General features: G+C 65.9%; 12 protein-coding genes. 6 read left to right on the top strand and 6 right to left on the bottom strand.

The genetic code is table 11. From position 1 onward, the window contains the following. From PD284_RS22305 to uxuA, 3 genes are all read left to right on the top strand, one after another. Entirely contained in the window at window positions 1-942 is a 942-nt protein-coding gene (locus PD284_RS22305; protein ID WP_274630307.1) for an ABC transporter permease, read from the top strand. After that, window positions 939-2222, top strand: a complete 1284-nt coding sequence (locus PD284_RS22300) for an amidohydrolase family protein (protein ID WP_274630306.1) — start codon at window positions 939-941, stop codon at window positions 2220-2222. Before PD284_RS22305 ends, PD284_RS22300 begins: the two co-directional genes overlap by 4 nt. Before the next feature lie 143 nt (window positions 2223-2365). Beyond that, window positions 2366-3565, top strand: coding sequence for a mannonate dehydratase (gene uxuA, locus PD284_RS22295; protein WP_274630305.1), 1200 nt, complete (start codon window positions 2366-2368; stop codon window positions 3563-3565). A gap of 3 nt (window positions 3566-3568) precedes the next feature. Here the strand turns inward: uxuA and PD284_RS22290 are convergent, their stop codons facing one another. Beyond that, the gene (locus PD284_RS22290; RefSeq protein ID WP_274630304.1) at window positions 3569-4198 is read right to left on the bottom strand and encodes a CDGSH iron-sulfur domain-containing protein; all 630 of its coding nucleotides are present in this window, start codon (window positions 4196-4198) and stop codon (window positions 3569-3571) included. A 126-nt stretch (window positions 4199-4324) separates the two neighbouring features. Here PD284_RS22290 and PD284_RS22285 point away from each other — a divergent pair, with 126 nt between their 5' ends. After that, the gene (locus PD284_RS22285; protein ID WP_274630303.1) at window positions 4325-4618 is read left to right on the top strand and encodes a hypothetical protein; all 294 of its coding nucleotides are present in this window, start codon (window positions 4325-4327) and stop codon (window positions 4616-4618) included. Window positions 4619-4738: 120 nt separating this feature from the next. Beyond that, entirely contained in the window at window positions 4739-5659 is a 921-nt protein-coding gene (locus PD284_RS22280) for a DMT family transporter (RefSeq protein WP_274630302.1), read from the top strand. Between the two features lie 13 nt (window positions 5660-5672). Here PD284_RS22280 and PD284_RS22275 read toward each other — a convergent pair whose 3' ends face one another. Beyond that, the gene (locus tag PD284_RS22275) at window positions 5673-6575 is read right to left on the bottom strand and encodes a phosphotransferase (RefSeq protein WP_411956243.1); all 903 of its coding nucleotides are present in this window, start codon (window positions 6573-6575) and stop codon (window positions 5673-5675) included. Between the two features lie 94 nt (window positions 6576-6669). On the opposite strand from PD284_RS22275, the gene PD284_RS22270 reads away from it, so the two are divergent. After that, window positions 6670-7302: a class I SAM-dependent DNA methyltransferase gene (locus PD284_RS22270; RefSeq protein WP_274630301.1), complete on the top strand. Its 633-nt coding sequence runs from the start codon at window positions 6670-6672 to the stop codon at window positions 7300-7302. A 40-nt stretch (window positions 7303-7342) separates the two neighbouring features. Here the strand turns inward: PD284_RS22270 and PD284_RS22265 are convergent, their stop codons facing one another. The 4 genes from PD284_RS22265 to PD284_RS22250 all read right to left on the bottom strand — a co-directional run bounded on the left by PD284_RS22265 (window position 7343) and on the right by PD284_RS22250 (window position 13945). After that, window positions 7343-9796: a GcvT family protein gene (locus PD284_RS22265; protein WP_274630300.1), complete on the bottom strand. Its 2454-nt coding sequence runs from the start codon at window positions 9794-9796 to the stop codon at window positions 7343-7345. Further along, window positions 9793-10704 carry a phosphotransferase family protein gene (locus PD284_RS22260; protein ID WP_274630299.1) on the bottom strand — a complete coding sequence of 304 codons (912 nt, stop codon included), beginning with the start codon at window positions 10702-10704 and terminating at the stop codon, window positions 9793-9795. The genes PD284_RS22265 and PD284_RS22260 overlap by 4 nt, the downstream gene beginning before the upstream one ends. Next, complete coding sequence (locus PD284_RS22255) at window positions 10701-12716, bottom strand: ABC transporter permease (protein WP_274630298.1); 2016 nt, start codon at window positions 12714-12716, stop codon at window positions 10701-10703. The genes PD284_RS22260 and PD284_RS22255 overlap by 4 nt, the downstream gene beginning before the upstream one ends. Before the next feature lie 215 nt (window positions 12717-12931). After that, window positions 12932-13945 (bottom strand): quaternary amine ABC transporter ATP-binding protein, encoded by a 1014-nt coding sequence (locus PD284_RS22250; protein WP_411956242.1) that lies wholly within the window; start codon window positions 13943-13945, stop codon window positions 12932-12934. Window positions 13946-14034: the final 89 nt, after the last annotated feature.

Below are 14034 nucleotides of genomic sequence, written 5' to 3'. Positions count from 1 at the left end.
ATGGATGCCCTCGAAATCCTCTTCACCGCGTCGTTCTGGGTGGCCACGATCCGCATCGCCTCGCCGCTGATCTTCGCCACCATGGGCGAGCTGATCTGCGAGCGCGCCGGCGTGCTCAACCTCGGCATCGAAGGCATCATGACGGTCGGCGCCTTCGCCGGCTGGTTCACCGTCTACTCGGGCGGCGATCTGTGGACCGGCGTCGTCGTCGCCGCGCTTGCTGGCGCTGCCTTCGGCTTCCTGCACGCGACGCTCACGGTGCCGCTCGGCTTGTCGCAGCACGTGGTCGGCATCGGCATCACCCTGCTCGCTACCAGCCTCACCTATTTCGTCTATCGCCTTGCGCTGCCGGAAGTCACCTCGCCGCCCAAGATCGAGCCGTTCCAGCCGCTACCGATCCCAGGCCTTTCGCAGATCCCGGTGGTCGGGGAGGCGCTGTTCTCGCAGACGCCGCTCACCTATCTGGCCTTCGCGACGGTCACCATCGTCGCATGGGTGCTCTACCGAACGCCGCTCGGGCTGGCGATCCGCGCCGCCGGCGAAAACCCGTCAGCCGTCGAGGCCCAGGGCATCTCCGTCACCGGCATTCGGATGGGCGCCGTGATGGCGGGCAGCGCGCTGATGGCGGTCGGCGGGGCGTTCCTTACGATGTCGGCGTTCAACTCGTTCTTCTTCGAGATGATCAACGGTCGCGGCTGGATCTGCATCGCGCTGGTCGTGTTCGGCTCGTGGCGGCCCGGCAAGGCGCTGGTCGGCGCCATCCTTTTTGCCGCATTCGACGCCTACCAGATCCGCCTGCAGCAACTTTCCGGCGGCATCGTGCCCTACCAGGTCTTCCTGATGATGCCCTACATCCTGTCGATCGCAGCGCTCGTGCTGGTTGCCCGCCGGGCGACCTATCCCAAGGCGCTGATGGTCCCCTATCAGAAAGGCGAGAGATGAGTTTTGACCTGATCGTCAAGGGCGGCACGCTGCCCGACGGCACGATCGCCGACATCGGCATCCGCGGCGAGACGATTGCAGCGATCGAGCCCACCCTGGCGGCCGAAGCCGGGCGTGTGATCGACGCCACCGGCGACCTCGTCTCGCCGCCCTTCGTCGATCCGCATTTCCACATGGACGCGACGCTCAGCTACGGCATCCCGCGCATCAACGCGTCCGGCACTTTGCTCGAAGGCATCGCGCTGTGGGGCGAACTCAAGCAGGTGATGACCCTCGAGGAGGTGCGTGACCGGGCGCTCGCCTATTGCGACTGGGCCGTGTCGATGGGCCTGCTTGCCATCCGTACCCATGTCGACACCTGCGACGACCGCCTGCTCGGCGTGGAAGCCTTGCTGGAGGTGCGCAAGCAGGTCGCGCCCTGCATCGACCTGCAGCTCGTCGCCTTCCCTCAGGACGGGCTCTACCGCGATCCGACTGCGCGAGAGAATACCATCCGTGCGCTCGACATGGGCGTCGAGATTGTCGGCGGCATTCCGCATTTCGAGCGGACCATGGCCGACGGCACGCGCTCGGTCACGGAACTTTGCGAACTGGCCGCGGAACGCGGGTTGATGGTCGATCTGCATTGCGACGAGACCGACGACCCGCATTCGCGCCACATCGAGCAGCTCGCCTACGAGACGCAGCGCCTCGGCCTGCAGGGCAGGGCGGCCGGCTCGCACTGCACGTCCATGCATTCGATGGACAACTACTACGTCTCAAAACTCTTGCCGCTGATCGCCGAGGCGGACGTGTCGATCATCCCGAACCCGCTGATCAACATCATGCTGCAGGGACGCCACGACACTTTTCCCAAGCGTCGCGGCCTCACCCGCGTCAAGGAGATGCAGGCGCTGGGCATCCGTGTCGGCTGGGGCCAGGACTGCGTGCTCGACCCCTGGTATTCGCTGGGTACGGCCGACATGCTCGACGTCGCCTTCATGGGCCTGCATGTGGCGCAGATGTCGTCGCCGGCGGACATGGCCAAGTGCTTCGACATGGTCACCAACGTGAACGCGCGCATCATGGGCCTGGACCATCTCGGCCTCGCGGTCGGCAAGCGCGCCAGCCTCGTCGTGCTCGACGCCGGCAACCCGATCGAGGCGGTTCGGCTGCGGCCCGACCGTCTCTGCGTGGTATCGCGCGGCAAGGTGGTGTCGGAGCGGCCGAAGCGGGATGCGGCGCTTTCGATCGCGGGCCGGCCGGCGACGATAAACCGCCGGCACAGAGTTGCCGATTAACCCATCGCGCAATGCCGCTGGATAGGCTTAGCTTGGTCGGTCCCCAGCCCAGCCGCAATCACTGAAGCGCGCTGGTACAGCAATCTCGCATGGGAATTGTCCCTTCGGTGCGCTAGGAATCATGCGCAACGGAGGAGTGAGGCATGCGGCAGTGCTGGCGCTGGTTTGGCGAGAATGACCCGGTCACGCTCGACCATGTGAAGCAGGCGGGAGCGGTGGGCATCGTCTCGGCGCTTCATCACATCTACGACGGTTCCGCCTGGTCCCGGCACGAAGTCGACGTCCAGCACGACCGCATCAGGGCAGCAGGACTTACCTGGGACGTCGTCGAGAGCATCCCGGTTCGCAATGAGATCAAGATCGCCGACGGCAGGCGGACCGCCGCCGTCGACAGCTGGAAGGACTCCCTGCGGGCCGTTGCGGAGACGGGCGTGAAAGCGGTCTGCTACAACTTCATGCCGGTGGTGGACTGGACCCGCACCGACTTGAGATACGCCCTGCCGACGACCGGCCTGGCGCTGCGCTTCGACGCGGTCGATTTCGCCGCCTACGATATCTTTGTCCTCCAGCGCCCGGATGCCGCTGCCTCCTATCCAGCCGCGCGCGTGGCCGAGGCCGAGACGCAGCTGAAGGAACTGAGCGATGATCGTATCGCGCTGATCGAAAGGAACCTGATCGCCGGCCTTCCGGCATCCGAGCGCCAGTACGACCGCGCCTCGTTCAAGGACGCGCTGCTCGACTACGCCACGATGACCGACGACGAACTGCGCGGCAATCTGGCCAGCTTCCTGCGCGAGGTTGTGCCGGTCGCCGAAGAACTCGGCGTGCGCCTCTGCATCCACCCCGACGATCCGCCGTTCTCGCTGTTCGGCATGCCTCGCGTCGTCTCGACCGCGGCGGACGTGCGCTTCATCCTCTCTGTCGCGGACACGCCGGCGAACGGCCTGACCTTCTGCACCGGCTCCTACGGCGTGCGCGCCGACAACGACCTCGTCGCCATGATCGGTGAGTTCGGCGGCCGCATCCACTTCACCCACCTTCGCAACGTCACCCGCGAGCCTGATGGCTCGTTCTACGAAGCTGAGCACCTGGAGGGCTCGACCGACATGGTGGCGGTCATCGATGCGCTGCTGGCCGAGGAGCAGAAGCGCAAGGACGCCGGCCGCACCGACTGGATGATCCCGATGCGCCCTGACCACGGCCACCTGCTGGCCGACGACATCGGCAAGGCACGGATCAACCCGGGCTATTCCCTGATCGGCCGCCTCAAGGGCTTGGGCGAACTCAGGGGCGTCATGCGCGCGACGGCCGCGATCAAATATCCCGGCCTGGGGCTGCACTGAGCGCTACGCCACGAACCCGACCTTCTTGTGGGTGCCATCGCAGAACGGCTTGTTCTGCGACTGCCCGCAGCGGCAGAGAAACGCCTTGGTGGTGCGATCCACGGTTCGGCCGGTGCCCGTGACGATCTCCAGGTTGCCTTCGATCTTCAGGCAGCCGTTCGACTGCGGCGTAACATTGACCGGCCCGCTGCGAGCTTCGAGCGCCTGCGACTCCTTCGACACGGGCTCACCTGTCGCCTGAAAACCGGACTTACTGTGGCTGCCGTCGCAGAACGGCTTGTTCTGGGATGCGCCGCACCGGCAGAGCGTCGCGCGATAGGATTGCTCGCCGTTGATCTCGAGTTCGGCATGGAAGGCAAGCGGTCCGTTCTCGCGCAGGCGCACCGTGTTGACGACGGGCGGCTGCTCCTGCGGCCCGCCGTCCTTGCGCCGATAGGTGATGGCGCCCGACGGACAGCTTTCGGCCACGGCCACGATGGCCTCGACGGAGGCTGCCTCGGGATGGATCCATTCGCCCGGCGCGTTAGGCACGAAGACCTCGGGATGCCCGAGCACGCAGTTGCGGGAATGGATGCAGCGGTGACCGTCGAAACCGATATCGACCTTTTCGCCTTCCACGAGATGCACGGTCATGGGTATGCTCCTCAGCCCTGCTCAGGACGATCTTAGCACGATCGGAGGGGCGGTGAACGCACCGCTATGCGACACGATATAAGCGGACTATACTTGTCAGGAATTGCGGCGACGGGAGACACCTGCATGATCCGGCTCAACTTCGTCCTGGCGTTCGGGCTGATCGTGCTGGCGGGCTGCACGACCATGACGCCGGAGGAACGGCGCGCCGCCGATGAAGCCAAGTGCCGATCCTACGGGTTCAAGACGCGTAACGACGCCTTCGCCGAATGCCTGCAGAGGATCGACCTCGACAGGCGCGCCGACCGTCGCGCCGATGAAATCGCCTTCTCGCGCTACGATCCCTGGTACTATCGACCGGGGATGTTCTACGCGCGGCCTGTCCCGTCAACGGCGGAGGAACGGCCGCTGTCTCGCTGACGCCGTTTCGCGTTTGCCGCGAAAGTGGCACAACGCCACATAGACGTGAGGGTTCTTGCGTGTCCCAGCGCCAAGGCGTAGCGGCTAGCGGGATCCACTGCCCTTTTCGGAAATCTCGAAGTGTCTCTCCTGCCGAATGCGCTGACGTCGCGCTCGAATGTCGTCGTCCTTGGCATCCTGCTGATGCTGCTCGGCGACTTCATGTTCGCGCTCAACGATGCGATGGGCAAATGGCTGGTCGCGACATTCTCGGTCGGCCAGGTGGTATTCATCCGCTCGATCGGCGCCTTTTTCGTGCTCGGGCCAATGATCGCGAAGCAGGAAAGGGGGAGCCTGTTTCGCCTGGAGCGCCCAGGTCTCCAGGTGCTGCGCGTGGTGTGCGCCACCGCGGATACCGCCTTCTTCTACGCAGCCGTCGTCTATCTGCCTCTTGCCGACGTCATGAGCTTCTACATGGCGGGGCCGATCTATGTCGCCGCCATGTCGCATTTCCTGCTGGGCGAGCGGGTCCGCTGGCGGCGCTGGGCGGCCATCCTGCTCGGCTTCTGCGGTGTCCTCATCATGCTCAAGCCGTCGTCGGCTGCGCTGTCGCTGTCGTCGGCCTACGCGCTGGTGGGCTCCATCACCTTTGCTCTGGTCATCATCCTGAGCCGCAAATTGCGCGGGACGAGCGACACCTCGCTGGTGACATGGCAGACGATCGGCGCGCTCGTGGTGGGCGCTGTCATGATGATCGGCAACTGGACGACGCCCTCCGGGCTCGACCTCGGCGCGATGCTGCTGCTCGGCGCCGTCTCCTGCATCGCCCACCTGTTGATCACTCGCGCACTGAAGCTGGCGCCGGCCTCGACGCTGGCGCCGCTCCACTACACGCTGCTGCTGTGGGCCGTGGTGTTCGGCATCATCTTCTTCGGCGACGTGCCGGGGCCGCGCATCCTGATCGGTTCGGCGATCATCGTCCTGGCCGGGCTCTTCATCTTCCATCGCCAGAAGGTGGTTTCCGAAGTGCCCGAGGAATCGGTGAAGACGACGGTGCCGTGAGGGGAATGGGAGCCTACCCCTTCGCCACCGCCTTCAGGTGCCGGGCGAAATCCTTCGTCTCCATCAGCGCCTTGCAACGGGCGAAGCGGCCGTCGGCATAGGCCCGGAAGTCATCGGCCGTGTTCTTGTTGGCGAGCTGGATCAGGCCCCACAGGGTCCAGAGCAGGTCGCACATCGCCTTGTAGATGACGATGCGGCCGAGCTCGGCGGGCCTCGCCTCGCCGCCGAAATAGGCGCGGATCATCTCCTCGTCCTGGGCCTCGTCGAACTTCGCTTCGACCGACAGGTCGCCGAGATCCCACATCGGGTCGTTCATGCCGGAATACTCCCAGTCGACGATCCACATGCGTTCGCCGCTGTCGAGGAAGTTCTCGCAGAGCGGGTCGCAATGGCACGCGGCGAGCGGCGCGGGATGTGCGGAGAGCGCGGTGCGGACGTCCTCGGCCTCGCGCACGACGTCGTGATAGCCGCGGGGCAGCGCCACATCCTTCGTCGACAGCACCTTTAGGTAGTCGTCGATCATGGCGAAGAGTTCGAAACGGAACGGGAACACCGCACCGGAGCTGTGCAGGGTGCGGAAGGCCTCTGCCGCTCGCGCCGGCGCGCCGTCGTTGAGCTTGAACGCCGCCGGCGACATCGTCTGCGCCCCGGCGATGAAGCGGGTCACCATCACGCCGGCGTCGTCGAAATGAAGCACCTCCGGGCTGACGCCGGCCCTCGCGGCCTCATGCGCTGCGACCTTCTCGTGTGCGCGGTTGATATACTCCTCCGTCCCCTTGCCGGGAATGCGCAGGCAATAGTCCCCGACCTGGAACACGCGGTTGGTGAGGCCGCCAAGGCGCGTCACCGGACCTTTATGATTTCTGAGCAGCGGAACTGCGGCCAGCGCTTCTCGAACGTCTTCCTTCTCCAGCATCCGCGCTCCCCTCATGCCGTCGGAATGACGGTTCCACAGTTTTTGCTGTTTGGCTATGATTCCCTCCACACCGCAAGAGGGTCGAGGGAGCAACATGGCCAAGGCACATCACGAGGGAGCGCTGGGCGCCGTCTACAACGCCGAAGGGCCGCAGGAGGTCGCCGCCCTCTACGACCGCTGGGCCGAGACCTATGACGCCGACATGTCCGCCGCAGGCTACCGGCACCCGACGATCTGCCTCGCGCTGCTGGCGCGTCATCTGCCGCGCGGGGCATCCCCTGTACTGGATGCCGGGGCCGGCACGGGATTGATCGGCGAATGGCTTGGCATCATGGGCTACCCGCACGTGGAGGCGCTCGACATCTCCGAGGGAATGCTTGCGCAAGCTGCCCGCCGGGGCGCCTACGCGGCGCTCCATCGGTTGGCGCTCGGCGGGCCGCTACCCTTCCCGGACGCCCATTTTGGAGGGATCGTTTCGGCGGGAGTCTTTACCTCGGGCCATGTCGGCGCCGAGGGACTGGACGAACTCTTGCGCATCTGCCGCCCCGGCGGCGTCATCGTGCTGACCGTCAAGAACACGCTATGGGAAAGTGGCTTCGCCGACCGCGTCGCCGAACTGGAGGCAGCAGGCAACGTGTCCCGCGCCGAGGAGACGATGCCCTATGTATCGATGCCCGGCGAGGTTGGCACGGTGCCCAGCCGGGGACTGGTGTTGCGGGTAAAATAGGTTTGCCGTTGATTAATGGGGCGGTTGACGACCGGGAAAATCAGCCCTTCACCCGTTCACCGCTGGGATCATAGAGCGGCTCCAGATGGATCGTCGCTTGCGTCCGTTCCATCGCCACGACGAGCTCATAGTCGCCGGTGGCGAGGTACTCGTCGCTGACGCCCTCGGCGTTGCGCACGTAGCCGTAGCCGATGTTCTTGCCGACCGTGTAACCGAAGCCGCCGCTGGTGAGGTAGCCAACGGGCTCCCCGTTCCTGAGGATCGTTTCACGTCCGACCAGCACGATGTCCGGATCGTCGACGGTGAAACCGGCGAACCGTTTCGTGAGCACAGCGCCGTTGATCGTCTCCAGCGCCCGGCGACCGAGGAAGTCGGTGTTCTTGCGCAGCTTCACCGCCCAGCCAAGCCCCGCCTCGAGCGGCGTGTCGTTCGGAGTGATGTCGGCGCCCCAGGCGCGATATCCCTTCTCCAGCCGCAGCGATTCCAGGGCGCGATAGCCGACCGGCCGGATGCCGAACAGCTTGCCGGCCGCCATCAGCGCATCGAACACCTCCCCCGTCGCTTTGATCGGCACGTGCAGTTCCCAGCCGAGTTCGCCGACATAGGTGACGCGAAGCGCGCGCACACTGTGGCCTCCGATGTCGATTTCGCGGACGTGCGCGAACGGGAAGGCTGCGTTCGAAACGTCGGCCTTGGTCACTGACTGGAGCACCTTGCGCGCGCTCGGTCCCATCAAGGACAGCGTGCCGAACGCTTCCGTCACGTCGGCCACCGAAACCTGCATTTCGGATCCGATATGATCCTTTATCCAGGCGAGGTCGTGGGTTCGGAACCCGGTGCCCGTGACGACATAGAAATGCTCCTCGCCGAGCCGCGCGACGGTCAGGTCGGCCTCGATGCCGCCGCGCGTGTTGAGGAGCTGCGTGTAGGTCAGGCGTCCGACGGGCTTCGAAACGTCATTGGCGCAGATCCAGTCGAGCACGCGCAATGCGTCCGGCCCGGTCAGCTCGTACTTGGAGAACGAGGACTGGTCGAAGATCCCGACCGCCTCGCGTACGTGGCGATGCTCGTCGCCGACGGGGCGGAACCAGTTCTGGCGGCTCATGGAATAGACGTCCTCGGCGTCGATGCCGTTCGGCGCGAACCAGTTCGGCCGCTCCCACCCGAGCTTGGAGCCGAACACGGCGCGATGCGCCGTCAGCCTGTCGTAGAGCGGCGACACGATCGCGGGACGGCCCGACAGGTATTCCTCGTGCGGGAAGGCGACGGTGTAGTGCTTGCCATAGGCTTCCAGCGTGCGGTCGCGCACCCATTGCCGGTCGCGGTGGAGGCCCGAGAAGCGCCGGATGTCGACCACCCACAGGTCGAGCGGCGCCTCGTCGTCGACGACCCACTGCGCCAGCACCCAGCCGGCGCCGCCGCCTGATGCGATGCCGAAGGCGTTGAAGCCTGCGCCGACGAACATGTTGGCGCATTCCGGCGCTGCGCCGAGGATGAAGTTGCCGTCGGGCGTAAAACTCTCCGGCCCGTTGATCATCCGCTTGACGCCGACGCGTTCCAGCGCGGGCACGCGGGCGATGGCCTGCGTCATGTGCTGCTCGAAATGGTCGTAGTCGTCGTCGAAGAGGCGGAACTCCCAGTCGCCGGGCACGTCGCCGCCGGGCAGTCCCGTGTCCCAGGCGATCGGGTCGGGCTCGTAGCCGCCCATCACCAGCCCGCCGACCTCCTCCTTGAAATATGTGCGGCGGTCAGGGTCGCGGATCGTCGGCGCATCGCTCGCCAGCCCATCAATCTTCTCTGTAATGATGTATTGATGTTTTACGGGCTGCAGCGGCACGCTGACGCCGGCCATGGCGCCGACCTGCCGGGCCCATTGACCCGCGCAATTCACCACCTTCTCGCAGGCGATCTCGCCCTTGTCCGTCTGTACGGCGGTGATGCGGCCGTCCTTCATCGCAAAGCCAATAACACGCACGTTCTCGAAGAGCTTTGCGCCGTGCATGCGCGCGCCCTTGGCGAGCGACTGCGTGATGTCGGAAGGACTGGCCTGGCCGTCGGTCGGCAGCCACGACGCGCCGACCAGATCGCCCGTCTCCATCAGCGGCCACATCGCCTTCACTTCGGCCGGCGTCAGCAGCGCCATGTCCATGCCGAAGCTCTTGGCGGTGGTCGCCAGCCGGCGGAACTCCGTCCAGCGGTCCTCGTTGGTCGCCAGCCGCAGGCAGCCGGTCATCTTCCAGCCCGTCGCCAGTCCTGTCTCTGCGTCGAGCCGCTTGTAGAGGTCGACCGAGTACTTCAGCACCCGTGTGATGGAGGCCGAGGAGCGCAATTGCCCGACGAGGCCGGCGGCGTGCCACGTCGAACCCGATGTCAGCTTGCCCTGCTCGAGCAGGATGACGTCCGCCTTGTGGTCGCGCGCCAGGTGGTACGCGGTGGAGCAGCCGATGATGCCGCCGCCGATCACGACGATGGCGGCATGGCTTGGCAGGGTCATGATGTTTCCGTCCCGTATCTCGTTCTGTAGGCGTCGAGCGCTTCCGCCAGCCGCACCAGATTCTCGTTGGTGTAGGCGATGTAGTCGGCGCCCGGCGCGTCGAGGTGGATTTCCGAGACCATGCTCCACATGGCCTCGCGGAGAAGCGACGCGCATTGCATCGCAGCCTGCGCCTTGCGGATCGCGGCGTTGGGCGCGTGGCCGAAGTATGCCGTGAGCAGCAGATCGGACTGAGCTTCGTCCATCCCCGCGTTGGAAGCTGCGCCGGCGAGGTCGAACATGGCCGTGTTGAAGCCCGCATATTCGAAGTCGATCAGCCAGAGACGATCGCCGTCGTCGAGAAAATTTGCCGGCAAAAGATCGTTGTGGCCGAAGACCACCGGGAGCGGCGCCTGGGCGCGCTCGAGCTGCTCGGCGAGCGAGAGATATCCGGGGAGCTCGGCCGTCATCCGGCTTCCGTCGGTCTGAAGCGTCCGGGCATAGTCGCGGATGACATGGAATACCCAGAACATGAAGCCGGGCCCCGACACGTGCCGCGGCATCTCGTGGTGAAAGCGGTGCACGAGGCGTGCAATGGGTTCGACATTCGCGCGCACGTCCTCGGCCGTGAACGTCCTGGCGCCGAGATATTCGGTCACCAGCACGCCGCTCTCGGAATAATGCACCGCCGGCGCGAGCCCTGCGGCGTGGGCGGCGCGCGCCGTCATCGCCTCGCGGCTTCGCAGCACATGATGGAAGGGGTAGTCCCTGCCAAGACGCACGACGTGGCGGCCGGCGGCGTCCTTCACCAGGAAGTTGGCATTGCTCAGACCACCCGCCAGCGGCGCGATCTCGATGCTGCCGTTCCAGCAGGGCAGGGCGCGGATGCGGTCGTGGATGGTCGGCTGGGAGGCGGCCGAAACGTTCATGATGCAAGCCCCAGCCTTGCTTTCAGACGACCAGCTCCCGCCGAGATCAGCCGGTCGGCGATGATGGCGATGAAGGCGACTGCCAGGCCGGCGACGATGCCGCGCCCGGTGTCCGCCTTGGTCAGCGCGATGTAGACCTCCTGTCCGAGGTCGCGGGTTCCGACCAGCGCGGTGATGACCAGCATCGACAGGGCGAACATGATGGTCTGGTTGAGGCCGAGCAGGATTTCGGGAAAGGCCAGCTTCAGCTTGATCTTGGTGAGCAGCTGCCTGTCCGTGCAGCCCATCGCCCGCCCCGCCTCGATGAGCAGCGGGTCGACCTTCTGGATGCCGAGTACGGTGTAGCGGATGGCCGGCGCCACGGCGTAGGCGACGATGGCGATCATGGCGGTGAAATCGCCGACGCGAAACAGCATGACGACCGGCATCAGGTAGACGAAGGACGGCAGCGTCTGCAGGGTGTCGATGATCACCTGCACCCAGCGCCAGAGACGCTCGCGCTCGGCGGCAAGGATGCCCACCGGGACGCCGATCAACGTCGCGATGAGGACCGAGATGCCGCAGAGATAGACGGTGATCGTCGCCTTCTCCCACTGGCCGGTGGCGGCGATGAGCAGCGACAGCAATCCGGCTGTCGTGGCAAGCCGCCAGCCGCCGAGCCGCCAGCCGGTAAAGGCAAGGAAACCCACGACGCCTGCCCAGGGCAGGTCGCCGAGCAAGCGCTTGAACGGCACCAGCACGTTGAGAAGGACGGCGTTCTTCGTCGCTTCCAGGGTGTCGAAGAAGTTGATGTTGATCCACTTCACGACCTCGTCCCAGAAACTGCCGGTCGAGACCTGCAGCGCCGCGGGATAGGTCTGCACGGCCGGCGCGACCACTCCGACAATACCTGTGACTAGGATGAGCACGAGCGCCGCCAGCGTGTAGGGATGCCTTGCGGCAAAGCCCGCGCCGGCATCGGGCTGCGGCGCACGCTCCTTCGATGCAAAAGCCTGGCTCAGCCGGTCGAGCGCGATGGCAAGCGCGACGATCGCCAGGCCCGCCTCCAGCCCGGCGCCGATCTGGAGCCGCCGCAAGGCTGCGAGCACGTCGAACCCCAGCCCCCCGGCGCCGATCATGGAGGCGATGATCACCATGTTGAGCGACAGCATGATCACCTGGTTGACGCCAACCATCAGGCTGTCCTTGGCCGAGGGCACCAGGACCCGCCACGTCATCTGCCGGCGTGTGCAGCCGATCATGCGTCCGAGGTCGGTCACCTCCGACGGCACCCCGCGCAACGCCAGCGTCGTGATGCGCGTCATCGGCGGCATGGCATAGATGACCGTCGCCAGCACCGCGGCAGTCGGCCCGAAGCCGAAAAGCACGAGAATGGGGACCAGATAGGCGAAGACTGGAATCGTCTGCATCAGGTCGAGAAGCGGCGTGATCGCCTTTTCCACGCGCGGCCACCGGTACGCGGCGATGCCGAGCAGCAGGCCGCCGATCACGCCGATCGGCACGGCGACGAGGATCGAGGCGAGCGTCACCATGGCGCTCGACCATTGGCCGAAGACGGCGAGGAAAAGGAAGCAGCCGCCGGCGAGAAGCGCCAGCCTGCGGCCCCCGGCGTAGTAGCCGAGCATGGCCACGATGGCGACCACAGCGACCCACGACAGGGGCGGCAGCACCTGGACGGCGCTCGATCCCTCGCCGGACAGCAAGCCGGTCGACAGCAGGCCGAGCGCGATCCGGTAGGGGGCGTCGACCACTTCCGCGATGAAGCGCGTCAGTTCCTTGAAGGTGAACAGCCCGAAGTTCGCTTCGTTGACGAGCCACTTCATGAGGTCGCCAATCCACCGCGCCGCCGGGATCTGCCAGGCCTTCGGGAAGTCGAAGGCCCAGGGCAGGAGCCCCTTGCCGGCCTGCCAGACGATGATGAAGGCGATGCCGGCGATGAGCCAGGGAACCGATGCCGGACCGATTAGACGCGGCGCGATTGGGCGGCGGGCAGCGATGACGGGGGCAATCATCGCCGAGCCCCGGCTCCGGAGCCGCTTCGTGCGCTGGCACGCCCCGCTGGCCTGCCGGCCATCTCCCCCACAAGGGAGGAGATTGCGCGTGATGAGCCCTGCGCCAGTCCGGAAACGTTGGCGATCGGCGAAATCGAATGAGTCAGCCGACATCCCCCCTTGAGGGGGAAACGCTCGGCGGGCCAGAGGGGGGTGTTGCAACACCTACGCATGGTCTATCCCCGCATCATCAGATCGACGACGTCGATGCGGTGCAGGGCGCCGGCGGTGCGGCCGTCAGCGTCCTCGACCCGCAAGATATCGATGCCGGAACGAAACAGCGGGGCCGTGTCGGCCACTGTCGCACGCGCTTTCACCGCCGCGCCGTTCAACCCCGCAGGTGCCGGCTTCATGATCGAGGCGACCTTGATCACCTTCGACTTGGTGACGTTGCGGGTGAATTCGGCGACGTAGGCGGTCGCCGGGCTCAGCACCAGTTCCTCTGGCGTACCGGACTGGACGATCGCGCCGTCCTTCATGATGGCGATGCGGTCGGCGAGGCGGATCGCCTCGTCGAAGTCGTGCGTGATGAAGACGATGGTCTTCTTCAGCACGAATTGCAGGCGCATGAACTCGTCCTGCATCTCGCGGCGGATCAGCGGGTCGAGTGCCGAGAACGGCTCATCGAGGAACCACAGCTCCGGCTCCACCGCAAGCGAGCGGGCGATTCCGACGCGCTGCTGCTGTCCCCCGGACAGTTCGCGCGGGAAGAACGCCTCCTTCCCGCCAAGCCCCACCAACTCGATCATCTTCTGCGCCCGCGCCTCACGCTCCCCGCGCTCGATGCCCTGCACTTCCAGGGGGAATGCGACATTCGCGAGCACGCTCATGTGCGGCAGCAGGGCAAAATTCTGGAAGACCATGCCCATCTGATGGCGGCGGATCTCGATCATCCGGCTTTCGCTCGCCGCCAGCAGGTTCTCGCCGTTGAACACGATCTCGCCCGACGTCGGCTCGATCAGCCGCGACAGGCAGCGCACGAGCGTCGACTTGCCTGAGCCCGACAGCCCCATGATGACGAAGATCTCGCCCGCCTGGACCTCGACATTGACATTTTGCACGGCGCCGACGAGCCCGGCCCGGGCGAGCGCGTCGGGGCCGGGATTGGCGTGCGAGGCGAGGAACTCGCCTGCGCCGCTGCCGAAGATCTTCCAGACATTGCGGCAGACGAGCTTGGACTGATTGGCCATCATCCCGCCGCCATGTGGGAGTGGCCGCCGGCGGTGCCATGCAGCCCGGTTCGGACCTCACGCGCCGCAATGCTCCTCCCGCGAAGGAG

The sequence above is a fragment of the Mesorhizobium shangrilense genome, from assembly GCF_028826155.1.
Lineage (GTDB): Bacteria > Pseudomonadota > Alphaproteobacteria > Rhizobiales > Rhizobiaceae > Arvimicrobium > Arvimicrobium flavum.
Note: the sequence above shows the minus strand (reverse complement) of the source record. Positions and strands in the feature narration are given on the sequence as shown.

What these genes read in the sequence shown, in the direction of transcription:
- PD284_RS22285 (WP_274630303.1), top strand. Translation starts at nt 4,325, where the DNA reads ATGATCCGGCTCAACTTCGTCCTGGCGTTCGGGCTGATCGTGCTGGCG.
- PD284_RS22305 (WP_274630307.1), top strand. Translation starts at nt 1, where the DNA reads ATGGATGCCCTCGAAATCCTCTTCACCGCGTCGTTCTGGGTGGCCACG.
- PD284_RS22265 (WP_274630300.1), bottom strand. Translation starts at nt 9,796, where the DNA reads ATGACCCTGCCAAGCCATGCCGCCATCGTCGTGATCGGCGGCGGCATC.
- PD284_RS22300 (WP_274630306.1), top strand. Translation starts at nt 939, where the DNA reads ATGAGTTTTGACCTGATCGTCAAGGGCGGCACGCTGCCCGACGGCACG.
- PD284_RS22290 (WP_274630304.1), bottom strand. Translation starts at nt 4,198, where the DNA reads ATGACCGTGCATCTCGTGGAAGGCGAAAAGGTCGATATCGGTTTCGAC.
- PD284_RS22275 (WP_411956243.1), bottom strand. Translation starts at nt 6,575, where the DNA reads ATGCTGGAGAAGGAAGACGTTCGAGAAGCGCTGGCCGCAGTTCCGCTG.
- PD284_RS22260 (WP_274630299.1), bottom strand. Translation starts at nt 10,704, where the DNA reads ATGAACGTTTCGGCCGCCTCCCAGCCGACCATCCACGACCGCATCCGC.
- uxuA (WP_274630305.1), top strand. Translation starts at nt 2,366, where the DNA reads ATGCGGCAGTGCTGGCGCTGGTTTGGCGAGAATGACCCGGTCACGCTC.
- PD284_RS22255 (WP_274630298.1), bottom strand. Translation starts at nt 12,716, where the DNA reads ATGATTGCCCCCGTCATCGCTGCCCGCCGCCCAATCGCGCCGCGTCTA.
- PD284_RS22270 (WP_274630301.1), top strand. Translation starts at nt 6,670, where the DNA reads ATGGCCAAGGCACATCACGAGGGAGCGCTGGGCGCCGTCTACAACGCC.
- PD284_RS22250 (WP_411956242.1), bottom strand. Translation starts at nt 13,945, where the DNA reads ATGGCCAATCAGTCCAAGCTCGTCTGCCGCAATGTCTGGAAGATCTTC.